Raw genomic sequence first — 26236 nt, forward strand, 5'->3', positions numbered from 1 at the left:
GTCTGTTTTTGAAAACTGGATCAGGATGAGGAAATAGATAAGCGCAAATGCCGCATCGGCTGATGCACGTTTTGCATGAATAGCCTTCGCGGGATCAATACAATTAATGACAACAATAACTTAACAATTAATTGATTTTTTATTCACCACTTTTTGCTAAGTGGCTGATATCACGGTTTTGTGACATGACGCAGGCGCATGTCTGTCTGCGACTGCCGGGCAGCGTTGCGCCACCCGGCCTGTCTCAACCTAGCGCTGTGAACAACCCGCGCACTGTTTGTTCTGGATCTGCTGGAAGAAATCGTTGCCTTTGTCATCCACCAGGATAAACGCCGGGAAGTTCTCGACTTCAATTTTCCAGATGGCTTCCATTCCCAGCTCCGGATACGCGACGCATTCCAGGCTCTTAATACTGTTTTGCGCCAGCACCGCCGCCGGGCCGCCAATGCTCCCCAGGTAGAAGCCGCCGTGCTTATGGCAGGCGTCGGTCACCTGCTGGCTGCGGTTGCCTTTCGCCAGCATGATCATGCTCGCGCCGTGGGATTGCAGTAAGTCCACATACGAGTCCATACGGCCAGCCGTGGTCGGGCCGAGTGAGCCAGAGGCGTAGCCTTCCGGCGTTTTGGCTGGGCCTGCGTAGTAGATCGGATGGTCTTTAACGTACTGCGGCAGTTCTTCACCATTGTCGAGCAGCTCTTTCAGCTTCGCGTGGGCAATATCGCGCGCCACGATGATGGTCCCGTTCAGCGACAGGCGGGTAGAGACCGGGTGCGCGGAAAGCTGTGCCAGGATCTCCTTCATCGGCTTGTCCAGATTGATGCTCACCACGTCGCCTTCGCCCTGCTGGCGCAGTGATTCAGGAATATACTGGCCCGGGTTGTGTTCCAGCTTCTCAATCCAGATCCCGTCGCGGTTGATCTTCGCTTTAATGTTGCGGTCTGCGGAGCAGGAGACGCCCATGCCAATTGGGCAGGAGGCGCCGTGGCGCGGCAGGCGGATCACGCGGATATCGTGGGCGAAGTATTTACCGCCGAACTGCGCGCCGAGGCCGAGGTTCTGCGCTTCCTGGAGCAGTTCCTGTTCGAGCTGAACGTCGCGGAACGCCTGGCCGTGTTCGTTACCTTCCGTCGGCAGCGCGTCGTAGTAGCGCGTGGAAGCGAGCTTCACGGTTTTCAGCGTGGCTTCCGCTGACGTTCCGCCAATCACAAACGCGATATGGTAAGGCGGGCAGGCCGCAGTGCCCAGGGTGCGCATCTTCTCAACCAGGTAGTTTTTCAGCTTCGCCGGGGTGATCAGCGCTTTGGTTTCCTGATAGAGGTAGGTTTTGTTGGCAGAACCGCCGCCTTTTGCCATGCACAGGAATTTGTATTCGTCCCCGTCCACGCTGTAGAGATCGATCTGCGCGGGCAGGTTGGTGCCGGTATTTACCTCTTTATACATGTCCAGCGCCGCATTCTGCGAGTAGCGCAGGTTATCTTCAATGTAGGTGTTATACACGCCCTGGCTCAGCGCCGCTTCGTCACCGCCGCCGGTCCAGACGCGCTGGCCTTTTTTACCCATGATGATCGCGGTGCCGGTATCCTGACAGGTTGGCAGCACGCCTTTTGCGGCAATTTCAGAGTTACGCAGGAACTGCAGGGCAACGTATTTGTCGTTCTGGCTGGCTTCCGGGTCGTTGAGAATGGCGGCAACCTGCTTCTGGTGGGAAGGACGCAGCATAAACGCGGCATCGTGGAAGGCCTGGTGCGCCAGCAGGGTCAGGGCTTCCGGCTCCACTTTCAGTACTTCCTGACCGTCGAATTCGGCAACGGAGACGTGCTCTTTGGTCAGCAGGTAGTATTCGGTGTCGTCATGGGAAAGAGGGAAGGGGTTCTGGTAGAAAAACGGTTTATTTGACATAGCGTATTGCTCCACAAAAATAAAACCGCCGGAGGAGAAGTCCGGCGGTCAGGAATCAGAACATCATGGACATCCACGGATAACCAATCAGCAGCAGGGCCGCCAGGAAGATGGCACCGAAGATGGTGCCGAGGCGCCAGTAGTCTTTGGTTGGCAGGTAGCCGCTACCGTAGTAAATCGGGCTTGGGCCAGTACCGTACGGGGTGATGATCCCCATGACGCCCAGCGAGGTCACCATCAGCAGAACGAACACTTCCATATTCATGCCCGGGATGGTGGAGGCGATGGTCAGCATCGCAGGCAGCAGCGCCGTGGTGTGCGCGGTGGTGCTGGCAAACAGGTAGTGCAGCAGGTAGAACGCCAGCAGCAGGACGACGGTCGCCACGCCCGGAGAGATACCGCTCATCAACAGACCGCCTTCTTTACCTAACCAGCTGATAAAGCCGGTCGAGGAGAGGCCATCCGCCAGTGCCACCAGGGTGGCGAACCAGACGAAGGTGTTCCATGCGGCCTTGTTACCGGTGATATCGTTCCACTCCAGCACGCCGGTCCACAGCATCAGACCGACGATGAGCAGGGCCGCCATGGCAGGCTCAATCCACGCGGCAGCGAAGATCCACATCAGCAGCGCACAGCACACGAACACCAGCAGCAGAATTTCATTGCGGGACAGTTTGCCGAGTTTTTCCAGCTCGCGGGTTGCCCACAGCGGCACTTCGTTATTCACTTTGACTTCAGGTGGGTAGAACCAGTAGGCCAGCAGCGGCATGGCCAGAATCAGCAGGATACCCAGCGGCAGGAAGGCGAGGAACCAGGTGCCCCAGGAGATATCAATCCCAACCGTACTTTTCACCAGCGCCAGGGCCAGCAGGTTTGGCGCGAGGGCGGAGAGGAACATTGAGCTGGTGATACAGGCCGCGGTGATCGCCACCCACATCAGGTATGAACCAATCTTACGCGCGCTTGGGTCATTAGGTTTTGAACCGTACAGCGGCGGCAGGTTAGCGATAATCGGGTAGATGGTCCCGCCGCTGCGCGCGGTGTTGGACGGGGTGAACGGTGCCAGCAGCAGGTCCGCAAACGTGATGGCGTAACCGAGGGTCAGGCTGCGACGGCCGAGGTACTTCACCAGAATCAGCGCCAGACGGCGACCGAAGCGGGTTTTGTCATAGCCAGCGGCGAACATAAAGGCACCGAAAATCAGCCAGACGGTAGAGTTACCAAACCCGCTCACCGCCCACTTAAAGGAGGCGCCCGCCAGCTTGAATTTCGGGTCAGCCAGCTGATCGGGGCTGAACAGCACCCACTGGCTGCACAGGGCAATGGCGACCACGCCGGTCAGGCCGATCACCGCACCCGGCAGCGGTTCGAAGATCAGACCGACGATCACGCCGACAAAGATGGCGAAGTAGTGCCATGCGTAAGGCGGCAAGCCTTCAGGAACGGGAACAAACAGCAGCAGTACCGCGACGATGACGGGTAACGCCATCATCAGCAATCGTTTTGCGTTTCCATTTGATGCCTGGTTCGCCACAGGGGGCGTTACAGCAGTTTTTGTATTCATAGTTTCACGTCTTAAGTTGTCAAAAATTCGGTCGCACTGAAAAAGCACTTTATTTAGTTTTTTTGCTTTTTTTAGTTATTAAAGGTGCTTTCTTGTATTTTCAGTAATAGCGATTTAACGCGTTTTTGTGTGCGCTAAATTAAAAAAAGATGATGTTTTTATATTGCGCTTTTGAATGCCATAACTATTGATCGCGATCAAAAAAATAGAATTACAGCGTTATTTTTATGCTTTTATTAATAACCACTCTGGCGTATGTGGTTATTGCCTGTTTTTTGCGTGTTTTTTATCATTTCTTTAACAGGATAGATTTTGGTGCGATTGTAATATATTGTTTTTATTGATTTTGTATGTGTTAAGGTGAATTGGTTTTACCATTCATATTTTAACGGTTTTTAAATTATTGTGAATGACTGAATTACAATCGCTAACACCAATGTGTTATTTGTGTTATCGCAGGGATTAAATAGTTTTTTAACTAACGTAATAACTTTAGAAACTAAAAAAATCATTATATTAATATCATGACATCGGCAAATAACGACGAAATAAAAAATCAATCCGATAACGAATTCTTAATTTTTAAAAGTTTGGAGTTTCTATTATGAGCACTAACGAACGCATTCTTAGCCCCTTCACATTACCGAATGGTACTGAACTGAAAAACCGTTTGTTAATGGCCCCTATGACAACCTGTACCGGCTATTTTGACGGCACCGTCACCAGCGAGCTGGTGGAGTACTATCGGGCCCGTTCAGGCAGCATTGGCACCATCATTGTGGAGTGTTGCTTCGTCGACGATCTCGGTCTCGCCTTCCCGGGTGCCATCGGTATTGATAATGACGAGAAAATTGCCGGGCTGGCGAAAATCGCGGAGGCCATCAAATTCAAAGGATCTAAGGCGCTGCTGCAAATCTACCACGGCGGCCGCATGGTCGACCCAAAACTGATTGGTGGCCGTACCCCGGTTGGCCCGAGCGCCGTAGCCGCGCCGCGTGAAGGTGCCGCAACGCCGGTTGCTCTGACCGCTGAAGAAGTGGAAGGCATGATCGGCAAGTTTGGTGAGGCGGTGCGCCGCGCCATCCAGGCCGGTTTCGACGGCGTGGAAATCCACGGGGCGAACACCTATCTGATTCAGCAGTTCTACTCCCCGAATTCAAACCAGCGCGACGACGAGTGGGGCGGCAGCCGCGATAACCGCGCGAAGTTCCCGCTGGCGGTGCTGGACATTACCCACAAAATGGTGCGCCAGTACGCGGATGACGCGTTTATTATTGGCTACCGCTTCTCCCCTGAAGAGATGGAAGTCCCGGGCATCCGCTTTGACGACACCATGTATCTGCTGGAAAAACTGGCGGCGCGCGGCGTGGACTATCTGCACTTCTCCGTCGGCGCTACCCTGCGTCCTTCCATCGTCGACACCCAGGATCCCACCCCGCTTATCGAAAAATACTGCGCGATGCGTTCTGAAACGCTGGCGCAGGTTCCGGTCATGGGCGTGGGCGGCGTGGTGAATGCTTCTGATGTGAATGAAGCGCTGGACCACGGTTACGACCTGATTGCCGTTGGCCGCGCCACCATCGCTTATCCGGACTGGACAGACCGCATTGCGGCCGGGGAAAGCCTGGAGCTGTTTATGGACAGCACCCAGCGCGAGGCGCTGAGCATTCCTGAACCGCTGTGGCGCTTCTCGCTGGTAGAAGCGATGATCCGCGACATGAGCTTGGGTGAATCCAAATTCAAACCGGGTACCTTTGCTGAGAAAGTGCAGGATGACGCTAACGAGCTGGTGATTAACGTCAGTCTGGAAACTGACCGCATTGCGGACATCGAGCTGGCCTCCGGCCCGAGCGAAGACGTTGAGTTTGTAACCAGCTTTGAAGAGATCCGTACCCGCATTCTGGACGCCAATACCCCGCACGTGGATGCCATCACCGGCGCAACCAGCCAGAGCGAGGCGGTGAAGAAAGCGGTCTCTAAAGCGATGCTGAAATCCAGCAAAGCGCTGGCCGCGGAAGAGGGCGTTGACCCGAACGAAACCCGCAGCGTGGACGTGGTCGTTGTCGGCAGCGGCGGCGCCGGTCTGGCGGCGGCGATTCAGGCTCACGACGAAGGCGCGAGCGTGCTGATTGTCGAGAAAATGCCGACCATCGGCGGGAACACCATTAAAGCCTCTGCCGGTATGAACGCCGCCGAAACCCGCTTCCAGCGCGTGAAGGGCATTCAGGACAGCAAAGAGCTGTTCTATCAGGAAAGCCTGAAAGGCGGCGGCAACAAGAACAACCCGGAACTGCTGCGTCGCTTCGTCGAGAACGCGCCGCAGGCAATTGAGTGGCTGGCCACGCGCGGCATCATGCTGAACGACATCACCACCACCGGCGGGATGAGCATCGACCGTACTCACCGTCCAAAAGACGGTTCAGCGGTGGGCGGCTATCTCATCAGCGGCCTGGTGCGTAACGTCAACAAACGCAACATCGAGGTGATGCTGGATACCTCCGTCAGCGACATCATCTTTGAGAACGGTGAAGTGACCGGCGTACGCCTGACTACCGAAGAGAACGAAACCGTCACCGTGGCAACCAAAAGCGTGATTGTCGCCACCGGCGGCTTCAGCGCCAACAGCCAGATGGTGGTGAAATACCGTCCGGATCTGAAAGGGTTCGTTACCACCAACCACAAAGGGGCAACCGGCGGCGGCATCGCGCTGCTGGAGCGCATCGGGGCGGGTACCGTGGATATGGGCGAAATTCAGATTCACCCAACCGTAGAGCAGAAAACCTCGTACCTGATTTCCGAATCCATTCGCGGCGGCGGGGCGATTCTGGTCAATCAGAAAGGGGAACGCTTCTACAACGAAATGTCGACCCGCGATAAAGTCTCGGCGTCAATCATCGCGCTGCCGGAGAAATACGCATACATCGTATTTGACGAGCACGTACGTGCCAAAAACAAAGCCGCGGATGAGTACATCGCGAAAGGTTTCGTGACCAGCGCCAGCTCGCCAAAAGCCCTGGCTGAGGCGCTGGGTATGGATCACCACGCTTTCCTCGCGACGCTGGAACGTTACAACGGCTTCGTTGAAAAACAGCACGATGATGATTTTGGCCGTACCACCGCGCTGCGCGCGCCTATCAACGAAGGGCCGTTCTACGCCATTCAGATTGCACCGGGCGTGCACCACACCATGGGCGGCGTGACCATCAACACCGAAACCTGCGTGCTGGACAGCAACCACAACGTGCTGCCAGGGGCGTTTGCGGCCGGTGAAGTGGTCGGCGGGATCCACGGCGGTAACCGTATCGGCGGTAACGCAGTGGCAGATATCATTATTTTTGGTACGCTTGCAGGACATCAGGCGGCTATGCGTTCGAAAAAGCAGTAAGCCCCCTGTGTTGTAGGCCGGATACGCCCAGCGCTATCCGGCATTTTCCCCGGCGGCGCGGTGCCTGCCGGGGCTACATCTGAGGACTCCAGCCATGCCTGATAGCCATCGCGTTTACAGCTATTCCGCCGTCCTGATGGGCTCACCCATTCTCCTGAAACTCTTCTCCCACGACGAAGCCCTCGCGTCCCGCGTGTTTCGCCTGATCAAACAGTACGAAGATCTGCTCACCGTTAACCGCGCGCACTCGCAGGTGATGGACATCAACCATGCGGCTGGGCAGCATCCGGTTACCGTCAGCCGGCCGGTGTTTGAGCTGATCCGCTGTGCCAAAGCGGCAAGCCTGTTCAGGGACAGCGCCTTTAACCTGGCGATAGGTCCGCTGGTGAAGCGCTGGAAAATTGGCTTTCAGGGGGACAGCGTTCCGCCTGCCGATGAAATCGCGTCGCTGCTGGCGATTACCCGTCCTGAAGATGTCATTCTTGATGAGGCCAGCAGCAGCGTGTTTCTGACCAGAGCGGGGATGGAGATCGATCTGGGGGCCATTGCCAAAGGCTATATCGCCGACAGGGTGCGTGATTACCTGCATAAAGAGGGCGCTGAGCTGGGGCTGATCAACCTCGGCGGAAACATTCAGACGTTAGGCTCGCCGGAAGGGGGCTGGAGCGTGGGCCTGAAAAAACCGTTCGCCGGTGATGCGCTGATCGGCACGATGACCGTAGAGAACCTCTCCGTCGTGACGTCGGGAACGTACGAGCGCTACTTTGAGCAAAACGGCAGGCGCTATCACCATATTCTCGATCCGCGCACCGGGTATCCGCTGGACAACGAGCTGGACAGCGTAACGATTGTTTCGAAGGACTCCATCGACGGCGATATCTGGACCACGCTGATGTACGGCATGGGCGTCGAAAAAGGCTGCGCCGCCCTGCGCGCGCGCGCCGATATTGAAGCTATCTTTGTGACCAAAACAAAAGAAGTGGTGTTCTCTTCAGCACACCACTTCCGCTTTACCCTGCTGGATAACGACTACCGCGTTACTGACAGTATTGCTTGAGCAGGCCGGTCTGCTCCGGCTGGAGACGGTAGCGATACACCGGACGTCCGGTGGCACCGTAGTGAATGCTGGTGAACAGAATGTTGATTTGTGCGAGCCAAATCAGGTACTTGCGGCAGGACACGCGGGAGATATTGACCGCGCTTGCCAGGTCATCGGTAGAAAATTCCGTCTCCGGGTGAGCGTCAATCCACTGGCAAATCGTGCGCAGCGTTTGCGGCGTTAACCCCTTCGGCAGCTTTTTACTGTCCGCCAGTTCCGGCGCCCCGCCGTGGATCAGCCGGTCGACGTCGGCCTGCTCATAATACTGGTGCGAACCCATCAGGCTATGCTTTGCCTTCCAGCCGTTCAGCGCCTCTTCAAAGCGTGGGAACTGGAACGGCTTGATCAGATAATCCACCACGCCGTAGTGGATGGAGGTCTGGATCGTGGCGGCGTCGGCAGCCGACGAGATCATAATCACATCGATTGGGCGACCGGATGCGCGAATAACGGGCAGCAGATCCAGCCCGTTATCCTGCTGCATATAGACATCCAGCAGCACCAGATCGACAGGCTGCCCGGGGTTATTAATGATGGCCTCGGCCTGGTTTAGCGTGGAGGCGACGCCGCAGCAGCTAAAACCTTCAACACGGTTGACATACAGACGGTTGAGGTCGGCTACCATGGCGTCATCATCGACAATTAATACATTTATCACGCGATATTCCTCTCGCTATCCCAGGGGATGTGAACAAAAAATTGGGTAAATACGCCTGGCTCAGACTCGACGGTGATATCGCCGCCGAGGTTCTGGATTTGCTGGCGAGCAAGGAACAGCCCAACGCCGCGGTTTTCACCTTTTGTTGAGAAGCCCTTTGTAAAAATAGCCTCCAGCTGAGCGGGTTCAATGCCGGGGCCATCGTCGCTGACTTCGCAGCTGAGCCAGCCATTCTGATAATGCAGCAGCAGGCCGATCTCACCTTCCTGCTGTCCTTCCATCGCGTCGAGCGCGTTTTCAATGAGGTTACCCAGCACGGTGATCAGCACCGCGACCTGCTCTTCGCTCGCGGTATCCGGTATCTGGCATTCATCCGCCAGCGTCAGGGTGACGCCCGCTTCTTTCGCCCGATTGATTTTACCCAGCAGGAACCCGGCAATAACCGGGGATTTTACCTTGCTCTGTATCGTACCGATATCCGTCTGGTAATTATGTGCCGTCTGGATGATGTACTCTTCCAGCTTGTCGTAGCGCTTCATGTGCAGCAGGCCCAGGATCACATGCAGTTTATTCATAAACTCGTGCGTGTGGCTGCGCAGGGCGTCGACGTAGTTGACCATGCCATCAATACGCTGCATCAGCTGGCTGATTTCCGTTTTATCACGGAAGGTGGTGATGGCGCCGATTACCCGATCCTGACTTTTAACGGGCACCATGTTGCACAGCAATAGACGCCCGTTACAGCTGATCTCCTGATCCTGGCGCGCGACGCCCGTCTTTGAGACTTCGCGCAGGCTGGCCAGCAGGGGGGCGCTGGCGTTTTCGGTCTGCTTGCCGGAGTGGAGAAGCAATATTTCTCTGGCGGTTTGGTTGATCATCGTCACGCGCCCGTGAATATCGACAGCCAGCACCCCCTCGCGAAGCGACTGCAGCATCGCCTGACGCTGTTCGAACAAGGCGGAAATTTCGTAAGGTTCGAGCCCGAACAGGATGCGTTTCAGGACCCGCACCAGACCCCAAATCGCCATGGAGCTCATAAAAATACTGAATAAAATTGTCCAGACGGCGTTTAGCCGCCCGCGAGCGATCTGCTCTTCAACCTTTTTCAGGGAGATACCTACCGCCACCACGCCGATCTGCTCGTGCTGGCCGTCGTAGACTGGGGTGAAGACGCGAAGCGCTTCGGCGAGCGCACCCCGGTTTACCGATACGTTCTCTTTGCCTTCAAGCGCGGGAGCTAAATCGTCACCGATAAAATGCAGCCCCAGCAGCGCCTCGTTCGGGTGAGAGTAGCGGATCCCGCGCATATCGGTGACCACGGTGAACAGCAGATCGTTTCGTTTCGTCACCGCCTGGGCGATGGGCTGAATAATATTCTCCTGCGGTGCCTGCATCAGGCCGCGCTGGATCTCCGGGCTGTTGGCCAGCGTTCTGGCAATACCCAGAGCCGTATCTTTTACATCATCGCGGGTCGCCCGGGTGATTTGCACGGAGTAGAGCGCAAAGACCACCAGCAGCACAGAGGCAATAATCGCGCACACCATCAGCGTGACCAGGGTGTTCAGCTTCATGGGGCGCTTGCGCGTCGGAAGGAAAGGCTGCAAATCGCTCATCAACACTCCGCGATGATTAAGAAAGGGGTAATTATCGCCGATGACGCGCTTTTCTTAAAGCCATGTAAAGGCGTGGATTTGGTCCTCTTTTCGTGACCCTCCTCGCAGGTCATCTATATAAAACACTTTATAGTGTGTGGGTACTCATAATAAGGAGGCTGTTTATGAGCGTTATGCTTACCGGTTCGGTCAAGGAAAGACGGCACGCCAGCACGATGAATATTGATAGATTGTCCACGCTGGACATGCTGAAAGTCATTCACCAGGATGATGCACTCATTTCTGCTGCGATTACCCCCTGTTTAGATACTATTGCCCGCGTGGTGGACAACGCCGCCGCGACGCTCAGCCACGGCGGTCGCCTGATCGTCGTTGGTGCGGGGCCGTCAGGGCGCGTAGCGCAACAGATTGCCGATGAATATGCGCCGGGCAAAACCCCTGTGATGGCCGTTACGGCACAAGAAGGGGAAGGGAGCTACGAGCGCGGCGTTGCCGATCTGCAGGCCATCAAGTTTGGTGAACACGATATGATGCTGGCCGTGACCGTCAGCGGAAAAACGCCGTGGGTCTGGGGGGCAATGCGCCATGCGTGGTCGCTGGGTTCACCGGTCGCTATCGTTACCGGTGATGCGCAAAGCGAAGCCGCGCAGCTGGCGAGCATGGTTATCGCTCCGGAGCTGGGGGCCGACGTCGTCGCAGGCTATATCAACACTAAAGCGGGGATCGCGCAAAAAATGATCCTCTCGATGATTGCCACCGGGCTGGCCGTCCGAACCGGACGGGTTTACAGCAACCTGCGCGTGGATCTTGAGGCAAGAACGACCAAATGGGCTGAACGGCAAATCGCCATTGTGATGGAAGCGGGGGGATGCACACGGGCGGAGGCAAAAGCCGCGCTGGAGAGCTGTAACCATAACTGTAAAACGGCGGTATTGATGGTGCTGACAGGGCTGGATGCGTGGAAAGCCCATGAACTGCTGGCGCAAAATAACGGGTTTATTCGCGTGGCGCTGCAGGAAGCGCCGTAAGATCTTCAGATAGTAAAAAGGCCGCAATTGCGGCCTTTGGTATTTTGGGGAATTAGAACTGGTAGGTCATGCCTACGCCAACGATGTCATCAGTTGAGATGCCATTGGCTTCGTAGAAGCTTTCATCGTTGTCCAGCAGGTTGATTTTATAATCAACGTAAGTCGAGAAGTTTTTGTTGAAGCTGTAGGTCATACCGAGATCGATATAGTTCACCAGATCCTGATCAACATAGTCGTAATTATTACCTGGGTTGTAATCATTGCCGCCAATGCCTTTACCTTTGGAATAAACCCATGCCAGAGACGGACGCAGGCCGAAGTCGAACAGGTACTGCGCTACGGCTTCAAAGTTCTGGGTCTGGTTGGCGATACCAACATTACCATATGGCGTCATGTTGCGGGTTTCCGCATACATCATGGCCAGGTAAACACCCTGCGCATCATATTTTGCCCCAATGGTCCAGGCTTCAGCGCGTTCGCCACCTGCATATGGGCTGTAGCGGTTGTAGTTACCTGCACCGTATGCAACCTGTTTGTTCGTGCGGTCGGAAGATGAATATGCCGCACCCAGGCTCAGTCCGAAGTCAAAATCATAGGTGGTAGACATACCAAAGCCGTCGCCGTTCTGGAAACGAACATTGTCATGGCCATTTTTCGTGCCTTCCTGACCTTCTGTTGCATCCTGACCTTCATTCGCACCCTGATACTGCAGCGCGAAATTCAGACCCTCAGCCAGACCGAAGAAATCCTGGTTACGATAGGTTACCAGACCGTTAGCACGACCGTTCATAAAGTTATCGGTCCAGGTGTAAGAGTCACCGCCAAATACAGGCAGCATATCGGTCCAGGCTTCAACGTCGTACACGACGCCGTAATTACGGCCATAATCAAATGAACCGTATTCACCATATTTCAGGCCAGCATACGCCAGGCGGTTAAACGATTTGTCACCCGCGCCCTCGGTATTATTAGCGAAGGTTTTATATTCCCACTGGCCGTAACCGATCAGATCGTTAGCGATCTGGGTTTCGCCTTTGAAACCAATCTGCACATAGGTTTCGTCGCCGTCGTCGCCAGGGTTGTCAGAGAAGGTATGACGCGCGTCGACTTTGCCGTACAGGTCAACTTTGTTGCCGTTTTTGTTGTACATTTCAGCCGCATTGGCTGCGCCTGCCATTAATAACGCGGGTACCACAATTGCCAGAACTTTTCTTTTCATTATATATTCCCTTCAAGCATAATTTATATGAATATATGTAATCACCCTCCGCAATTACAGGCTTGATACTATTCCAGGAAGTGTTATTTAGTTTCAAAAATAAATGTAATTAAATCCTATGAAATATTGCCAAACATTTCTATTAATCTCTTTATTTTTCTGCTGAATTAATTCATTGAATTTATACGGTGTAATTATTATTAAGTATTTCGTGGCTCTATTTTTAAATTGATTTAATTCGTCTATGTTATAATTCATGCACTTTTAAACAACAGGATATGACGATGGAACTTGCCCGGTGGCAGCAGCGATTTGAGCGCTGGCTTGAGGAAAACCACAGCACCGACGATACCGCACATGATATTTCGCATTTTCGTCGGGTCTGGATGACGGCGCAAAAAATCATGGCTGATCAGGCGGTGGAGCCGCTGGTGATCCTGACCGCATGCTATTTCCACGATATTGTCAGCCTGCCGAAAAACCATCCCGAACGCGGCCGGTCATCCCAGATGGCAGCGCGCAGGACGTGTGACATTCTGCGCCGCGACTTCCCTGAGTTTCCGCCAGAGCACGCAGCCGCCGTTGCGCACGCGATTGAGGCGCACAGCTTCAGCGCCGGGATTGCGCCACAGAGCATGGAAGCCAAAATTGTGCAGGACGCAGACCGGCTGGAAGCGTTAGGCGCGATCGGCCTGGCGCGCGTCTTTGCCGTCTCGGGCGCGCTGGGCGTGCCGCTTTTTGATGCAGACGATCCCTTTGCCGATGCGCGTATCCTTGATGACCGTGCGTTTGCCCTCGACCATTTTCAGACCAAGCTGCTGCGATTGCCTGATACAATGCAAACGGAAATGGGCCGCGAGCTGGCACGTCACAATGCCGATTTCCTGATCCAGTTTATGGCGAAACTCAGTGCCGAATTACACGGCGACTGCATCGGGCTGGATAGCCAGGTGTTGAGCCGCTTCCGTCGCAGTTTGCGCAACTGAACTGTGGTAATCTGTTTCCAGTCTTTACTCTCCGGTTAAAAGAATGCAGGAAAATCGATCAGTGACAGAGCCCGCGCCCGAGCAGGCTGAGAAATCAACGGCAACGGTGCAGGCGTTGCTGCGCCAGCTGTTGGATATCTATGATGCTAAAACGCTGGCCAATCTGCTGGTGGCGCACGGCGAGAGCCACTGGAGCCCGGCGATCCTTAAGCGTCTGCTGACCAGCGAACGCGCAGGGCGTCGCCTGAGCGAAGGCGAGTTTCGTTATCTGCAAAACCTGCTTCCGCGTCCTCCTGCCGCGCACCCGAACTATGCCTTCCGCTTTATCGATCTGTTCGCCGGTATCGGCGGTATCCGACACGGTTTTGAAGCTATCGGCGGACAGTGCGTGTTTACCAGCGAGTGGAACAAACATGCCGTCCGGACCTACAAGGCCAACTGGTACTGCGATCCGCACGAGCACCAGTTCAACGCGGATATCCGCGATGTCACCCTGAGCCATAAAAGCGGCGTGAGCGATGAACACGCCGCCGAGCACATTCGCCAGACGATCCCGGCGCATGACGTGCTGCTGGCCGGCTTCCCGTGTCAGCCCTTCTCGCTGGCCGGTGTCTCCAAAAAGAATGCCCTTGGACGCGCCCACGGCTTTGCCTGCGATACCCAGGGAACGCTGTTTTTTGATGTGGCGCGCATCATCGATGCCCGTCGCCCGGCCATCTTTGTGCTGGAAAACGTTAAAAATTTAAAGAGCCACGACGGCGGAAAAACCTTCCGCATTATTATGCAGACCCTGGATGAGCTGGGGTATGACGTGGCCGACTCGCAGGACATGGGCGTGGACGATCCCAAAATCATTGATGGGAAACATTTCCTGCCCCAGCATCGCGAACGTATCGTGCTGGTGGGTTTCCGCCGCGATCTCAATCTCAAGGGGGATTTCACCCTTCGTGATATCCCGTCTTTGTATCCCGAGCGTCGTCCTACCGTTGCCGACCTGCTGGAACCTGTCGTTGACGCGAAATTTATCCTTACCCCGGTGCTGTGGAAATACCTCTACCGCTATGCCAAGAAGCATCAGGCGAAGGGCAACGGCTTCGGTTTTGGGATGGTAAACCCCAACGATCCGCACAGCGTGACCCGTACGTTGTCCGCTCGCTACTATAAGGATGGGGCAGAGATCCTGATCGACAGAGGCTGGGACAAGGCGCTGGGTGAAAAAGATTTCGACGATCCGCACAACCAGCGCCACCGTCCGCGACGCTTAACGCCGCGGGAATGCGCCCGGTTGATGGGATTTGAGACCCCGCAGGGTTACCGCTTCCGCATTCCGGTTTCGGATACCCAGGCGTACCGCCAGTTTGGTAATTCGGTGGTGGTTCCCGCGTTCGCGGCCGTGGCAAAACTGCTGGCCTCGCGCATCAGACAGGCGGTGGCACTCCGTCAGGGTGAGGCCGTCAATGACGGATGTTCACGATAAGGCCACGCGCAGCAAAAATATGCGTGCCATCGGCACGCGTAACACCGCCATCGAAAAGCGCCTGGCCGGGCTGCTGACGCAGGCGGGGTTTGATTTCCGCGTGCAGGATCCCGCGCTTGCGGGTCGCCCGGATTTCGTCATCGACGCCTGGCAGTGCATCATCTTTACCCACGGCTGTTTCTGGCATCACCACGACTGCTACCTGTTTAAGGTCCCCGCGACGCGAACCGATTTCTGGCTGGATAAAATTGGCAAGAACGTCGAGCGCGACAGACGGGATCTCACCGCGCTGATTGCGCAGGGCTGGCGGGTGCTGATCGTCTGGGAGTGTGCGCTGAGAGGCAGATTAAAACTGAACGATACCGATCTGACCGAACGGCTTGAGGAGTGGATCTGCTGCGGCGGCCAGACCGCGCAGATCGACATGCAGGGTATTCACCTGCTTACGGTTTCTCCACCTCGCAAGGCGTGACCACCGGTTTTGCGGGCAGTAAATATTTGCCCAGAGTGACCAGCACGACGGCAAAAACAATCACCCCTAATGCCAGCCATTCAACGGAAGAGAGCGTTTCTCCCCCCAATCCCGTCCCGAGCAGCACGGCCACGACCGGGTTGACGTAGGCATAGCTGGTGGCGACTGCCGGCGAGACATTGCGGATCAGGAACATATAGGCGTTAATGGCGATGATGGAACCAAACAGCGCCAGGTAGCCTACCGCCAGAAAGCCCGACAGCGGCGGCAGGGTCGTCAGCTTTTCTCCCGTCAGCGTGGAGGCGAGCAGCAGTACAATCCCGGCGGCGAGCATCTCAATCGCGCCCGCCATCATGCCGGTCGGCAGTTCGATACGCGAACCGTAGACGGAACCAAACGCCCAGCTCATCGAGCCAATCAGGATGATGATTGCGCCCCACGGATTCCCGCTCAGGTTACCGCCGCTGTTCAGCAGAATGATGCCGGCAAGGCCAATACCAATCCCCAGCCATTCCAGCTTGCGGGTGCGGATACCGAAAAGGCGGCTAAAGCAGAGGGTAAACAGCGGTACGGTGGCAACGACCACGGCGGCGATCCCGGACGGTACGTTCTGGTGCTCGGCAATCGTTACAAACCCATTTCCCACCGCCAGCAGCAGCAGGCCGATCAGGGCGGCATTCAGCATCGGGCGCAGCGGGGGAAGCTTATGCCCGCGCAGCAGCAGGAAGGCCAGCAGCAGCACGCCAGCCGAGAGAAAGCGGATGCCCGCCATCATCAGTGGCGGCCAGCTTTCCACGCCGATGCGAATGACAAAGTAGGTTGAGCCCCAGATGATGTACAGCGAAAAGAGTGCCCCAATGAGCGGTAGCAATTGCCGGAAACGCATAATCCCTCACGACGAAATAAAAAGGTCGCTGATAGTAAACGCGAAAACTATCTCGCTGGCGAGCCCTTTAATTGTGTAGCAGATGTGAATTTTTTGTTGACGTGAGGTGGGTGTTTCCGGGTTTGCGCTTTTGCTCCATACTATTCACTTAATTACCAAAAAATGAAGGATTAAGATTTTGGCAGGAAGTAGCTTATTAACATTGCTGGATGATATTGCGACCTTACTGGATGACATTTCAGTGATGGGGAAACTGGCGGCGAAAAAAACCGCAGGCGTGCTGGGAGATGATTTATCGCTTAACGCCCAGCAGGTGAGTGGGGTAAGGGCTAACCGTGAACTGCCGGTGGTGTGGGGCGTGGCAAAAGGCTCCTTCCTGAATAAGGTGATTCTGGTCCCGCTGGCGCTGCTGATCAGCGCGTTTATTCCCTGGGCCATCACGCCGCTGCTGATGATTGGCGGGGCGTTTCTCTGCTTCGAGGGCGTAGAGAAGGTTCTGCACTCCTTTATCGCGCGCAAGCAGAGCGATACGCCGGAGATGCGCCAGCAGCGTCTTGAAGCGCTGGCCGCTCAGGATCCGAAAACCTTCGAGCGCGATAAGGTCAAAGGCGCCATTCGGACCGACTTTATCCTGTCCGCAGAGATTGTCGCCATTACGCTGGGTATCGTGTCTGACGCGCCGCTCCTGAATCAGGTTCTGATCCTCTCCGGCATCGCCATTCTGGTCACGGTCGGCGTCTACGGCCTGGTGGGTCTGATCGTCAAGCTGGATGATATCGGCTACTGGCTGGAGGAGAAATCGAGCGCGGTGGCAAGAGGCATCGGCAAAAGCCTGCTGGTGCTGGCCCCGTGGCTGATGAAGAGTTTGTCGGTGGTGGGCACGCTGGCGATGTTCCTCGTGGGCGGCGGGATCGTGGTGCACGGTATCGCGCCGCTGCACCATGCGATCGAACATTTTTCCTCGGCGCAGGGGGCCGTTGTCGCGGCGATTCTGCCCACGCTGCTGAATCTGGTGCTGGGCTTCATCATTGGCGCTATCGTGGTCGCGGCGGTGAAGCTGGTTGAAAAAATTCGCGGCACGTCGCACTAATTGTTACCCGTTATGGGATGCAAAAAGACCATTCCTCGTCTAAATTGAAACAGTTTCACCCTGATACAGGAGGCAGGTATGGTCTTTTTGGTCAGTGATGAAGTTAAGCCTAAGAAGGGCGGCCCACGTATGATTGTCACCGGGTATTCCAGCGGAATGGTGGAATGTCGGTGGCACGATGGCTATGGCATCAAGCGGGAAGCATTTCGTGAAGATGAGCTTCAGCCGGGAGACGGGCAGCACCAGCGGGATAAGGCTTAATCACATAACGCCCGGCTTTGCCGGGCGTTTTTATCTCTAGTACCGGGTGTAAGGCAGCGATCAGGGAGTGTGTGTGCAGCGCGATACCTTTGTTGTAAGACAATCTTTTTTGCAATGGCTGCATAAGCGTAGCAATCCGGGGTTGATTGTTAATCTCTGTTTTCTGGTTGTTCTGGTATTTTCGACTCTACTGACCTGGCGTGAAGTGGTGGTACTGGAAGAAGCGTACATCTCCAGCCAGCGTAATCATCTGGATACGGTCGCCAGTTCGCTGGACAGGCAGCTGCAGAACAGCGTCGACAGGATGCTGTTGTTCCGTCAGGGCATGCATGATGCGATCCAGACGCCGCTGGCATTTGATGTACTTCAGAATGCGGTGTCACGCTTTAGCTCAGTCCGCATGCTCCCCACCTGGCAGCTTGCCGTTGATAAAAAACGCACCCTTCCCATTAACGGTGTCTCGGATGCCTTCGTCGAGAAAACCACGTTTCTGAATCGTGACGCCGAACGCCTCAGCCACGAGATTTCTGCCACGCTCGAAGTGGGGTATCTGCTCAGGCTGGCGTCGTCGAGAGCACAAACGGAAGCGCGCGTGATCTACGTCTCCCGCGCCGGGTTTTTCATTTCCACCGATACGCCGGACCAGGCGGGCGACATTACCTCCCGCTATTACCATCTTGTCACGCAGTCCTGGTTTACCCAGCAGTCAGAGCGGAACAATCGCGCTCGCGCGGTGCGCTGGTTCATCTCCACCCCCTCATCCTGGACCAATGATGAACGAATGATCACCGCCAGCGTCCCCATCTATTTCGACCATTACTGGTATGGCGTCGTGGCGATGGATTTTACGTTGGGCACCATGCAGCGTCTGCTGGCCGATGCGACCGAAGACCGAACGGAAGGGGAGTATCAGCTGTACGATACCCGGCTCAATATGATTGCCACCTCTGCCCATACGGAAAACGCGGTTAACCATTTTGACGAACGCGAAACGGCGCAGATTGCGCAGGCGATTGAGCACGCCACCGGCGGCGGGATCCGCCTCGGAAGCCGTTTTGTGAGCTGGGAGCGGCTCGATCACTTCGACGGCGTTGTCCTGCGGATCCACACCCTGCACGAAGGGGTACAGGACGACTTCGGCAGCATCAGTATCGTGCTGGCGCTGATGTGGGCGCTCTTTACCGCCATGCTGTTGATCTCGTGGCTGGTGATCCGCCGCATGGTGAGTAACATGTACACGCTTCAGCACTCGCTCCAGTGGCAGGCCTGGCATGATCCGCTTACCCGGCTGAATAATCGCGGCGCGCTGTTCGACCGCGCAAAATTGCTGGCGGAAACCTGTCGCCAGCAGTCGCTGCCGTTCTCGGTGATTCAGATCGATCTCGACCATTTTAAAAATATCAACGACCGCTTCGGCCATCAGGCCGGAGATAAAGTGCTCTCCCACACGGCAGGGCTGATTGCCAGCGCGTTACGCAAGAATGATGTGGCAGGGCGCGTAGGCGGGGAAGAGTTTTGCGTCGTCCTGCCGGGGATCGGTCTGGAGGAGGCGAGAAGCGTCGCGGACCGTATACGTTGCCGGATCAACAGTAAGGAGATCCTTGTGAAGAAGAGCACGACCCTGCGCGTCAGCGCGTCGCTTGGGGTCAGCAGCGCGGATGAAGCGGGTAACTACGAGTTTGAACAGCTGCAGTCCGTGGCGGACGTCCGGCTGTATCAGGCCAAACAGAGCGGGCGTAACCGGGTCGTCTGGCGGGATTAAGAGAGGAAGTGATCCAGCCCCTCCTGCCAGCCCGCCGGGCCGGGCTGCCGGGTGTGATAAACCCGGGCGGGGTTATCGTCCCGTAGCGTGATGCCCTGGCGGTTAATGCCCTTAATCACCACCGCGAAGTCAACGCTGTCGAGCAGGGGCGCATCATTGGGACCGTCGCCGAGCCCCAGCGTGGTGGGTTCAATCTCTTCCAGCTCGCGGTATTGCTCAATCAGCCAGTTCACCGCAACGTCTTTGCCGCAGCGAGCGTCCAGAACATGCCAGAAGCGCGCGCCCTGCAGGCATTTCAGGCCGACATTCGCCAGCTCCTCTTCAAACTGGACCAGTTTCTCGTCGGTATCGCGCCAGATGAGCGTGACGGACGCTTCATGCTTGCGGGCAAGCGCCGAACGGTAGCGCGTCAGGCCGGTCCACTCGCTGATAACGTGCTCATCCACGTCGTCAAAGGTAGTGAATTTATAGCCCGTCTGCAGGCGAATTTGTTCGATTCGCGGGCGAATATCCCGGTGCGTCATCCCCCTTATCTGGCGCTGAATTTTATCCCAGCGTACGTCAGGCTGAATCACCGCGCCGTTCTCGGCAATAAAAGGCAAGCCTTCCAGCCCCAGATCCAGCTGGAGATCCAGCATCTCTGCCGCGGTCTTGCTGCTGCAAAGAATGACCGGAACCTGATTATCCAGCAGCCTGTCCAGCCAGGGCATGGCGGGTTGCCACTCATAGGTGTGAATATCCAGCAGTGAACCATCCAGGTCAGAGAAAATCAGCAATGTATCCCGCAGTGAAGGCATAGCGACTCCTGGTAACAGATGCGTCTCGCTCTAAGAAAATTCCTAAAAAATTATGAAGGCGAAAACCGGAGAAAAGAGGAATGCTCCTGGCAAACCCGCATTCGGCGTGTGTTATTGCTCATAACAAAAAGCATTATGTTAAAAATATTATATTCATCGTAAGAATATATGCTTGTCAGCCAAATTCGTTGGGGATAGTGTGGCATGTACATCAGATTTCCTGGTGTAACGAATTTTCAAGTGCTTCTTGCATAAGCAAGTTTTGATCCCGGTCATCCCCATGGCCGGGATTTTTTTCGCCCTACCGATTGGCTTCAGACACGCTAAAGTCGTGAATATCAAGCTCGAAGGCCTCCGCCAGCTCGCGATAGGTGTGATAATCCCTTCCGTTGACAATGACGCGGTCCGAATTGTCGTCCGACCGGCGGACTTCTGACTCACTGATCTCATTGATGGCGGCCAGCAGGGCATCGACATCCACCTCGACTTCGCGCTTGATGGTGTCGCTGTACTCTTTATCGGTCTTCATTACGGGGTTCCTCTTTCAGCCGTGTCCAACGGTAAGTATAGACTGTGTATAAAAACGCCAATCACGCCGGGCGGCGATGTGCGTTTTTGCGTTTTGTTCTACACTGGCTCAAAATCAGAGGAGGAATGTATGAAGGTCAACGATCGGGTAACCGTTAAAACGGACGGTGGGCCGCGCCGCCCGGGTGTGGTGCTGGCAATTGAAGAGTTTAGCGAAGGCACAATGTACCTGGTATCGCTTGAAGACTACCCGCTCGGCATCTGGTTTTTTAACGAACTGGGGCATCCGGACGGCATTTTTGTCGAGAAGGCGGAGTAGCACGGCGTCGGGTAGCACATCGCGTGCCCGACAACCTTTCCAGAAGCAAAAATCTCTGGCCAGGCCAGAGATCAAAGGTAGGGTGCACAGGTCTTAAGCGACTAACGCATGTTGACGAAAATCCCGTTCGTCACATTATCGGTCAGGCGTACCACGTGGTAGATCACTTGCTTATTATGCGTTTTAATTTTCCTTTTAATATTTCCTTTGTGTGACGAAACGGTTTTCGCTTTAATATTCATCTGGTCAGAGATCTGAATAGTTCCTTGTCCCGCCATCCACATTCGCAGCATACTTGATTCAGTCCTGCTTAATGATAGGGTGGGTAAGTTAACCGCTCCTACATTTTTAACTTCTTTATTCAAATAATCACCCAGAATGTCATCCAGCGACTCGGGTTTAATCGATTTAGAACTGATCAATAAATTTTTACGGACCAACAAATACTCATCGAAATGGATATTCGCGATCGCCATAAAAACAATAAACAGGGTTTTTGGATGCTGATTAATGATTTGCTTAATGTGCTGACTGTTGGCTGGATCGTGAATGAAACAGTCCTCATTAATAAACACCACGCCTGGTTTTAGTTCGTCACAAGCGGCTGCGAGTTCGTCAACGGTGTGTGCATCGTTGATGTCTCTCTTTCTTACCCCTCTGCTTGCCAGGTACCCGGTTAACCCTAGCCGGGTGTAGCTGCATAAATCCATAATGATCGTTGACATGGCATACCCTCACTCAATGCGTAACGATAATTCACCATCTGCCTGAGAGCTCAAAACAGCCATACGGGATGGAAAAAAATAATAAACCTGTGAGCATGACAAAGACTTTCAGGCGGACTCACTATCCCGTAAAGTTACGTATAATTTGCCAGGAATCTTCTTAAAGTAAAGTAAATATTAAGTATTGTGAGATGGTTAGAAACAATTAAACCGCGTCAGATATATCCTGGAAGATGTTTTACGCGTTTTATTTTAGGAATATCCTCAGAAAGACAATAGCAACAGTGAGGGCTATTATTTACGTGGCAGCTCGCTGACAATATCCGCTAACAGGTTGAATATCTCGCCGAATAAATGTTCACAGAAGGGAGCGATAAGTGGCATCAGTAATGACATTAATAAAATCCCAACCGTCAGCGTCAGCGGAAAACCAATGACAAACACCGAAAGCTGCGGCGCCATTCGGTTGAGTAAACCTAACGCCAGGTTGACGGTCAGCAGCAGGGTGATGATCGGCAGCGCCAGCATCAGCCCGTTGAGGAAAATCAGCCCCGCAGCGCGGGTAAGCGCGAGGAAAGCGTTGCTGTTCACCGGATTTTCGCCAATCGGCAGCGTATGGAACGTATCCACCAGCATGGAGATAAGCCAGAGATGGCCGTTGAACGACAGGAACAGCAGCATGGCGAGCAGATCGATAATACGCGCCAGCACGGGCATGTTGAGATGACTGCCAGGGTCAACAAACGTGGCGAACGATAGCCCCATCTGCAGGCCGATCAGTTCCCCTGCGGTACGCACCGCGGCAAAGGCGAGCTGCATGGTAAAGCCGACGGCGACGCCAATCATCACCTGCTGCAGGGCCACCCACACCGCGTTCGCCGAGAAGATCGGAATATCCACGGGGGGAAGAGAGGGCGCGACGATAATGGAGATGATGATGCCCAGCCCCACCTTGACGCGCTTGGGTATCGATTTCTCACTGAGAATCGGGGCGGTGGATATCAGCGCCATGATGCGCAGCATCGGCCAGAAATAGACGCCGAGCCACTGAACCCACTGGTCGCTGGTGAAGTGCAGCATCGTCAGTTCAGCCGATGATGTACGGCAGATTGGTAAACAGGTTGCGCATATAGTCCAGCAACAGGTTCAGCATCCACGGCCCGGCCACGATAATCGCCACGAACACGGCAATGATTTTCGGGATGAACGACAGCGTCATTTCGTTAATCTGCGTGGCGGCCTGCAGGATACTGATAATCAGACCGGTAACCAGCGCGACAAGCAGCAGCGGCGCGGCAACGGCAATCGCGATTTTCATCGCTTCCGTGCCCATCATCATGACCGATTCGGGTGTCATTGCCGTTCCTTAACTGTAGAAACTCTGCGCCAGCGAACTGACCAGCAGCTGCCAGCCGTCGACCAGTACAAAGAGCATGATCTTAAAGGGCAGGGCAATGGTCGCGGGCGGCACCATCATCATCCCGAGCGCCATCAGGACGCTGGCGATCACCAGGTCGATAATCAGGAACGGAATAAAGATGGTAAAGCCAATCTGGAACGCGGTTTTCAGCTCGCTGGTGACATAGGCAGGCAGAAGAATACGCATTGGCACCGCTTCCGGTCCCTGCATCTCGCCGGTGTTGGACAGGCGGGCAAAGAGGGCAAGGTCGGCTTCGCGCGTCTGGCGCAGCATAAATTCCCGCAGCGGCTGCGCGCCTTTATCCAGCGCCTCCTGCATGGAGATTTTGTCTTCGCTGAACGGCTGGTAAGCGTCGGTATAAATCTTGTCGATAACCGGCGACATAATGAAAAAGGTCAAAAACAGCGCCAGCCCCAGCAGAACCTGGTTTGGCGGCGCGGAAGGGGTTCCCAGCGCGTTTCGCAGCAGACCAAAGACGATGATGATGCGGGTGAAGCTGGTCATCATCAGCAGGATGGCCGGAATAAACGTCAGCGAGGTGATGAACACCAGCGTCTGCACCGGAAGCGACCAGCTTTGTCCGCCGCCCGCGAGAGGGGTGGAGACCAGACCGGGCAGCTGTGCATAGACCGCGGGAGCAAACAGGCCAACGCCCGCAAGCGTCAGGGATAACAAACGGCGCATCAGGATCTCCCGGAACGCTTAAGCAAACTCTTCATGACGGACTGAAAATCCGCAGGGGCGTCTGCGCGCTCGTCCACCACAACAGGGGCGGGCGGCAGCTTATGTAATACGCTGATGTTTGAGGCCGTGACGCCCAGGACCAGGCGCGCATCGTCTACCTCGACGATGACCACGCGCTCGCGTGGACCCAGCGTGGTGCTGGCGCTGACCTTCAGGCCGCGGGCACCGGCGGTTTTACCCGCCAGGCCAAAGCGCTTCGCCAGCCAGGCGGCGATAAGAATAAAGGCAATAATACCGAACAATGCCCCGCTCACCTGGAGCAGAGGCGAGCCGGGAACGGCAGAAGGCTGTGATATTGTTGCCTGGGTTTTCATGCTTAACGGCTCAGACGACGCATACGTTCAGACGGGGTAATGATGTCGGTGATGCGTACGCCGTATTTATCGGCAACCACCACCACTTCACCCTGGGCAATCAGATAACCGTTGATCAGAATATCCAGCGGCTCGCCGGCCAGACCGTCAAGGGCCACCACGGAACCCTGCGTCAGGCGCAGCAGCTCTTTAATGGTCATGCGGGTGCGTCCCAGCTCAACGGTCAGCTTAACCGGAATATCCATAATCAGGTCTATGTCCTGCAGCGTGCCGCTGACGTCACCGCCGCCGAGCTGCTGGAATACGGCATCCGCTGCACTTTTGGCCGGGGGTGCTTTTTGCTCGTTTAACGCGTCAGCCCACAGATCGTCCAGTGCTCCGCTGTTCTCATCGGACGGATTGTTCATGTCACTCATTTGGGCTGTTCCTCATTCAGCGAATTCAAAATCGGGTTGATCAAGTGCTCAACGCGTAACGCATACTGACCGTTAATCGTGCCGTACTGGCTTGTCAGCACGGGGACACCATCCACATGGGCAATAATGCGGTCGGGTTTTTCTATCGGCAAAACATCACCGGGTTGTAATTTCAGGATCTGAGATAACCGCAGCGGGATATCGGCGAAGCTCGCCACCAGCTCAAGCTGCGAATGCTGGACCTGGCGGACCAGGTTTTCACGCCAGTTCTGGTCTTCGTTGCGGGAGTTCTCCAGCGGCGGGTTCACCAGCAGCTCGCGCAGCGGTTCGATCATGCTGAACGGCAGGCAGATGTTGAACTCGCCGGTCAGGTTACCGATCTCCACGTGGAACGGGGTGTTAACGACGATATCGTTCGGGGAGGTGGTGATATTGGTAAATTTCACCTGCATCTCAGAACGGACGTACTCCACTTCCAGCGGGTTAATCGCTTTCCACGCGTCGCTGTAAGATTCCAGCGCCAGCTTCAGCATGCGGTTAATGACGCGCTGTTCGGTATGGGTGAATTCACGACCTTCTACTTTGGTCGGGAAACGCCCGTCGCCGCCGAACAGGTTATCCACCGCGATGAACACCAGGCTTGGCGAAAACACCACCAGACCGGTGCCGCGCAGCGGCTTCAGATGAATCAGGTTAAGGTTGGTTGGCACCGGCAGGTTGCGGGCAAACTCGTGATACGGCTGAATGCGGATCGCACCGACCGTAATATCCGGGCTACGACGCAGCAGGTTAAACAGCCCCATACGGAACTGACGTGCAAAACGTTCGTTAATGATCTCCAGCGCCTGCAGACGTTCACGTACCACGCGACGCTGGGTATTCGGGTCATAGGGACGAATATCGCTATCGCCGCCAATACCCGGTTTAGGATCATCATTGTTATCGCTGTCGCCGTTGAGCAGCGCATCGATTTCTGCCTGAGAAAGAATACTGTCGCCCATGTCGTTACCGCAGAATGAATGCTGTATACAGAACGTCAGTGACTTCCTGCTTAGGTTGGCCGTTTACCAGCGGGGTCGCCAGCGTTTGTTTAATGGCGTCGACCAGCTTTTGCTTACCCACATCGGTAGCCAGCGCCGAAGCGTCCTGACGAGAGAACAGCAGCAGAAGGCGGCTACGCACTTCAGGAAGGTAATCGTTCAGACGTGAACGGGTGGCTTCATCTTTCAGGCGCAGCGTAATGCCAACATAAAGCACGCGATCCGCATCACCCAGGTTGACGGTGAAGGTATCCAGCGGGAAGAACACTGGAGCCGGCGGAGGCGGTGCTTCAGCTTTGGCTGCAGCGGTGGTCGGTTCCTGCTGCATACGCCAGTAACTATAGCCCGCGGTAGCGCAGGCGGCGAGCGTGATCAACACCAGCAGCGGGATCCAGATGGAACGCTTACTTTTTTTGGTGATAGCGGAGTCAGTCATCTGATACGAGCTTCCTGTTTCGGTACAGCTTAATAAGGTGATTATCCCGTGTCCTGCTGTCGTCAAAGCGTGGAAAAGACGGGGATAATCACGCTACC

At 55.2% G+C, this 26236-nt stretch carries 25 protein-coding genes and 1 pseudogene; 10 read left to right on the forward strand and 16 right to left on the reverse strand.

Features of this window, described 5'->3' with window-relative positions; genetic code table 11:
* Positions 1–249: 249 nt before the first annotated feature.
* Positions 250–1899, reverse strand: a complete 1650-nt coding sequence (gene fumA / locus AC27FC_RS01610; RefSeq protein ID WP_196354224.1) for a class I fumarate hydratase FumA — start codon at positions 1897–1899, stop codon at positions 250–252.
* Positions 1900–1954: 55 nt separating this feature from the next.
* Entirely contained in the window at positions 1955–3463 is a 1509-nt protein-coding gene (locus AC27FC_RS01615; RefSeq protein ID WP_072210827.1) for an anion permease, read from the reverse strand.
* A 604-nt stretch (positions 3464–4067) separates the two neighbouring features.
* On the opposite strand from AC27FC_RS01615, the gene AC27FC_RS01620 reads away from it, so the two are divergent.
* Positions 4068–6848, forward strand: coding sequence for a flavocytochrome c (locus tag AC27FC_RS01620; protein WP_196354225.1), 2781 nt, complete (start codon positions 4068–4070; stop codon positions 6846–6848).
* Between the two features lie 94 nt (positions 6849–6942).
* On the forward strand, positions 6943–7905 hold the full coding sequence (locus AC27FC_RS01625) for an FAD:protein FMN transferase (protein ID WP_196354226.1): 963 nt from the start codon (positions 6943–6945) through the stop codon (positions 7903–7905).
* Here AC27FC_RS01625 and dcuR read toward each other — a convergent pair.
* Entirely contained in the window at positions 7886–8605 is a 720-nt protein-coding gene (gene dcuR, locus AC27FC_RS01630; RefSeq protein ID WP_045887823.1) for a two-component system response regulator DcuR, read from the reverse strand. The two genes, AC27FC_RS01625 and dcuR, sit on opposite strands and share 20 nt — an antisense overlap.
* Positions 8602–10218: a sensor histidine kinase gene (locus AC27FC_RS01635; RefSeq protein WP_196354227.1), complete on the reverse strand. Its 1617-nt coding sequence runs from the start codon at positions 10216–10218 to the stop codon at positions 8602–8604. Before AC27FC_RS01635 ends, dcuR begins: the two co-directional genes overlap by 4 nt.
* Positions 10219–10382: 164 nt before the next feature.
* Here AC27FC_RS01635 and AC27FC_RS01640 point away from each other — a divergent pair, with 164 nt between their 5' ends.
* The gene (locus AC27FC_RS01640) at positions 10383–11246 is read left to right on the forward strand and encodes an N-acetylmuramic acid 6-phosphate etherase (protein WP_196354228.1); all 864 of its coding nucleotides are present in this window, start codon (positions 10383–10385) and stop codon (positions 11244–11246) included.
* A 52-nt stretch (positions 11247–11298) separates the two neighbouring features.
* On the opposite strand, the gene ompC is transcribed toward AC27FC_RS01640, so the two are convergent.
* Positions 11299–12465 (reverse strand): porin OmpC, encoded by a 1167-nt coding sequence (ompC, locus tag AC27FC_RS01645; protein ID WP_196354229.1) that lies wholly within the window; start codon positions 12463–12465, stop codon positions 11299–11301.
* A gap of 284 nt (positions 12466–12749) precedes the next feature.
* On the opposite strand from ompC, the gene AC27FC_RS01650 reads away from it, so the two are divergent.
* The 3 genes from AC27FC_RS01650 to AC27FC_RS01660 all read left to right on the forward strand — a co-directional run bounded on the left by AC27FC_RS01650 (position 12750) and on the right by AC27FC_RS01660 (position 15400).
* Positions 12750–13451, forward strand: a complete 702-nt coding sequence (locus AC27FC_RS01650) for a phosphohydrolase (RefSeq protein ID WP_064672753.1) — start codon at positions 12750–12752, stop codon at positions 13449–13451.
* A 61-nt stretch (positions 13452–13512) separates the two neighbouring features.
* Positions 13513–14928: a DNA cytosine methyltransferase gene (locus AC27FC_RS01655; protein WP_487159831.1), complete on the forward strand. Its 1416-nt coding sequence runs from the start codon at positions 13513–13515 to the stop codon at positions 14926–14928.
* The gene (locus AC27FC_RS01660) at positions 14909–15400 is read left to right on the forward strand and encodes a very short patch repair endonuclease (protein WP_196354230.1); all 492 of its coding nucleotides are present in this window, start codon (positions 14909–14911) and stop codon (positions 15398–15400) included. Before AC27FC_RS01655 ends, AC27FC_RS01660 begins: the two co-directional genes overlap by 20 nt.
* On the opposite strand, the gene yedA is transcribed toward AC27FC_RS01660, so the two are convergent.
* On the reverse strand, positions 15372–16286 hold the full coding sequence (gene yedA, locus AC27FC_RS01665) for a drug/metabolite exporter YedA (protein ID WP_033145907.1): 915 nt from the start codon (positions 16284–16286) through the stop codon (positions 15372–15374). The two genes, AC27FC_RS01660 and yedA, sit on opposite strands and share 29 nt — an antisense overlap.
* Before the next feature lie 178 nt (positions 16287–16464).
* On the opposite strand from yedA, the gene AC27FC_RS01670 reads away from it, so the two are divergent.
* From AC27FC_RS01670 to dgcQ, 3 genes are all read left to right on the forward strand, one after another.
* Positions 16465–17376 (forward strand): DUF808 domain-containing protein, encoded by a 912-nt coding sequence (locus tag AC27FC_RS01670; protein WP_196354231.1) that lies wholly within the window; start codon positions 16465–16467, stop codon positions 17374–17376.
* A gap of 78 nt (positions 17377–17454) precedes the next feature.
* Positions 17455–17637, forward strand: coding sequence for a YodC family protein (locus AC27FC_RS01675; RefSeq protein WP_023312315.1), 183 nt, complete (start codon positions 17455–17457; stop codon positions 17635–17637).
* 73 nt (positions 17638–17710) lie between these two features.
* Positions 17711–19399: a cellulose biosynthesis regulator diguanylate cyclase DgcQ gene (gene dgcQ / locus AC27FC_RS01680; RefSeq protein ID WP_064672749.1), complete on the forward strand. Its 1689-nt coding sequence runs from the start codon at positions 17711–17713 to the stop codon at positions 19397–19399.
* Here dgcQ and AC27FC_RS01685 read toward each other — a convergent pair.
* A complete protein-coding gene (locus AC27FC_RS01685; RefSeq protein WP_196354232.1) occupies positions 19396–20196 on the reverse strand; it encodes a mannosyl-3-phosphoglycerate phosphatase-related protein in 801 nt (266 codons plus the stop codon). The two genes, dgcQ and AC27FC_RS01685, sit on opposite strands and share 4 nt — an antisense overlap.
* A gap of 301 nt (positions 20197–20497) precedes the next feature.
* Positions 20498–20725 carry a YodD family peroxide/acid resistance protein gene (yodD, locus tag AC27FC_RS01690; protein WP_008500310.1) on the reverse strand — a complete coding sequence of 76 codons (228 nt, stop codon included), beginning with the start codon at positions 20723–20725 and terminating at the stop codon, positions 20498–20500.
* Positions 20726–20854: 129 nt separating this feature from the next.
* Between yodD and dsrB the strand changes: the two genes are divergently transcribed.
* Positions 20855–21043: a protein DsrB gene (dsrB, locus tag AC27FC_RS01695; RefSeq protein ID WP_013097741.1), complete on the forward strand. Its 189-nt coding sequence runs from the start codon at positions 20855–20857 to the stop codon at positions 21041–21043.
* A 101-nt stretch (positions 21044–21144) separates the two neighbouring features.
* On the opposite strand, the gene rcsA is transcribed toward dsrB, so the two are convergent.
* The 8 genes and pseudogenes from rcsA to fliL form a co-directional block, all read right to left on the reverse strand.
* Positions 21145–21768, reverse strand: coding sequence for a transcriptional regulator RcsA (rcsA, locus tag AC27FC_RS01700; protein WP_008500313.1), 624 nt, complete (start codon positions 21766–21768; stop codon positions 21145–21147).
* Positions 21769–22055: 287 nt separating this feature from the next.
* Positions 22056–22848 (reverse strand): annotated as a pseudogene (fliR, locus tag AC27FC_RS01705) (flagellar biosynthetic protein FliR); the annotation flags it as partial.
* Positions 22849–22855: 7 nt separating this feature from the next.
* Entirely contained in the window at positions 22856–23125 is a 270-nt protein-coding gene (gene fliQ, locus AC27FC_RS01710; protein ID WP_008500315.1) for a flagellar biosynthesis protein FliQ, read from the reverse strand.
* 9 nt (positions 23126–23134) lie between these two features.
* Positions 23135–23872 carry a flagellar type III secretion system pore protein FliP gene (fliP, locus tag AC27FC_RS01715; protein WP_033145903.1) on the reverse strand — a complete coding sequence of 246 codons (738 nt, stop codon included), beginning with the start codon at positions 23870–23872 and terminating at the stop codon, positions 23135–23137.
* Complete coding sequence (fliO, locus tag AC27FC_RS01720) at positions 23872–24246, reverse strand: flagellar biosynthetic protein FliO (protein ID WP_023312309.1); 375 nt, start codon at positions 24244–24246, stop codon at positions 23872–23874. Before fliO ends, fliP begins: the two co-directional genes overlap by 1 nt.
* A 2-nt stretch (positions 24247–24248) precedes the next feature.
* Complete coding sequence (gene fliN, locus AC27FC_RS01725) at positions 24249–24662, reverse strand: flagellar motor switch protein FliN (RefSeq protein WP_023312308.1); 414 nt, start codon at positions 24660–24662, stop codon at positions 24249–24251.
* Positions 24659–25663 (reverse strand): flagellar motor switch protein FliM, encoded by a 1005-nt coding sequence (gene fliM / locus AC27FC_RS01730; RefSeq protein WP_023336184.1) that lies wholly within the window; start codon positions 25661–25663, stop codon positions 24659–24661. Before fliM ends, fliN begins: the two co-directional genes overlap by 4 nt.
* Before the next feature lie 4 nt (positions 25664–25667).
* Positions 25668–26138, reverse strand: a complete 471-nt coding sequence (gene fliL / locus AC27FC_RS01735; protein ID WP_023312306.1) for a flagellar basal body-associated protein FliL — start codon at positions 26136–26138, stop codon at positions 25668–25670.
* Positions 26139–26236 lie beyond the last annotated feature (98 nt).

It is taken from the genome of Enterobacter sp. C3_dUdeg (assembly GCF_057536195.1).

What these genes read in the sequence shown, in the direction of transcription:
- AC27FC_RS01660 (WP_196354230.1), top strand. Translation starts at nt 14,909, where the DNA reads ATGACGGATGTTCACGATAAGGCCACGCGCAGCAAAAATATGCGTGCC.
- fumA (WP_196354224.1), bottom strand. Translation starts at nt 1,899, where the DNA reads ATGTCAAATAAACCGTTTTTCTACCAGAACCCCTTCCCTCTTTCCCAT.
- fliM (WP_023336184.1), bottom strand. Translation starts at nt 25,663, where the DNA reads ATGGGCGACAGTATTCTTTCTCAGGCAGAAATCGATGCGCTGCTCAAC.
- AC27FC_RS01650 (WP_064672753.1), top strand. Translation starts at nt 12,750, where the DNA reads ATGGAACTTGCCCGGTGGCAGCAGCGATTTGAGCGCTGGCTTGAGGAA.
- ompC (WP_196354229.1), bottom strand. Translation starts at nt 12,465, where the DNA reads ATGAAAAGAAAAGTTCTGGCAATTGTGGTACCCGCGTTATTAATGGCA.
- fliO (WP_023312309.1), bottom strand. Translation starts at nt 24,246, where the DNA reads ATGAAAACCCAGGCAACAATATCACAGCCTTCTGCCGTTCCCGGCTCG.
- AC27FC_RS01620 (WP_196354225.1), top strand. Translation starts at nt 4,068, where the DNA reads ATGAGCACTAACGAACGCATTCTTAGCCCCTTCACATTACCGAATGGT.
- fliN (WP_023312308.1), bottom strand. Translation starts at nt 24,662, where the DNA reads ATGAGTGACATGAACAATCCGTCCGATGAGAACAGCGGAGCACTGGAC.
- fliQ (WP_008500315.1), bottom strand. Translation starts at nt 23,125, where the DNA reads ATGACACCCGAATCGGTCATGATGATGGGCACGGAAGCGATGAAAATC.
- yedA (WP_033145907.1), bottom strand. Translation starts at nt 16,286, where the DNA reads ATGCGTTTCCGGCAATTGCTACCGCTCATTGGGGCACTCTTTTCGCTG.
- AC27FC_RS01685 (WP_196354232.1), bottom strand. Translation starts at nt 20,196, where the DNA reads ATGCCTTCACTGCGGGATACATTGCTGATTTTCTCTGACCTGGATGGT.
- AC27FC_RS01635 (WP_196354227.1), bottom strand. Translation starts at nt 10,218, where the DNA reads ATGAGCGATTTGCAGCCTTTCCTTCCGACGCGCAAGCGCCCCATGAAG.
- rcsA (WP_008500313.1), bottom strand. Translation starts at nt 21,768, where the DNA reads ATGTCAACGATCATTATGGATTTATGCAGCTACACCCGGCTAGGGTTA.
- dsrB (WP_013097741.1), top strand. Translation starts at nt 20,855, where the DNA reads ATGAAGGTCAACGATCGGGTAACCGTTAAAACGGACGGTGGGCCGCGC.
- AC27FC_RS01675 (WP_023312315.1), top strand. Translation starts at nt 17,455, where the DNA reads ATGGTCTTTTTGGTCAGTGATGAAGTTAAGCCTAAGAAGGGCGGCCCA.
- AC27FC_RS01615 (WP_072210827.1), bottom strand. Translation starts at nt 3,463, where the DNA reads ATGAATACAAAAACTGCTGTAACGCCCCCTGTGGCGAACCAGGCATCA.
- fliL (WP_023312306.1), bottom strand. Translation starts at nt 26,138, where the DNA reads ATGACTGACTCCGCTATCACCAAAAAAAGTAAGCGTTCCATCTGGATC.
- AC27FC_RS01625 (WP_196354226.1), top strand. Translation starts at nt 6,943, where the DNA reads ATGCCTGATAGCCATCGCGTTTACAGCTATTCCGCCGTCCTGATGGGC.
- fliP (WP_033145903.1), bottom strand. Translation starts at nt 23,872, where the DNA reads ATGCGCCGTTTGTTATCCCTGACGCTTGCGGGCGTTGGCCTGTTTGCT.
- AC27FC_RS01640 (WP_196354228.1), top strand. Translation starts at nt 10,383, where the DNA reads ATGAGCGTTATGCTTACCGGTTCGGTCAAGGAAAGACGGCACGCCAGC.
- yodD (WP_008500310.1), bottom strand. Translation starts at nt 20,725, where the DNA reads ATGAAGACCGATAAAGAGTACAGCGACACCATCAAGCGCGAAGTCGAG.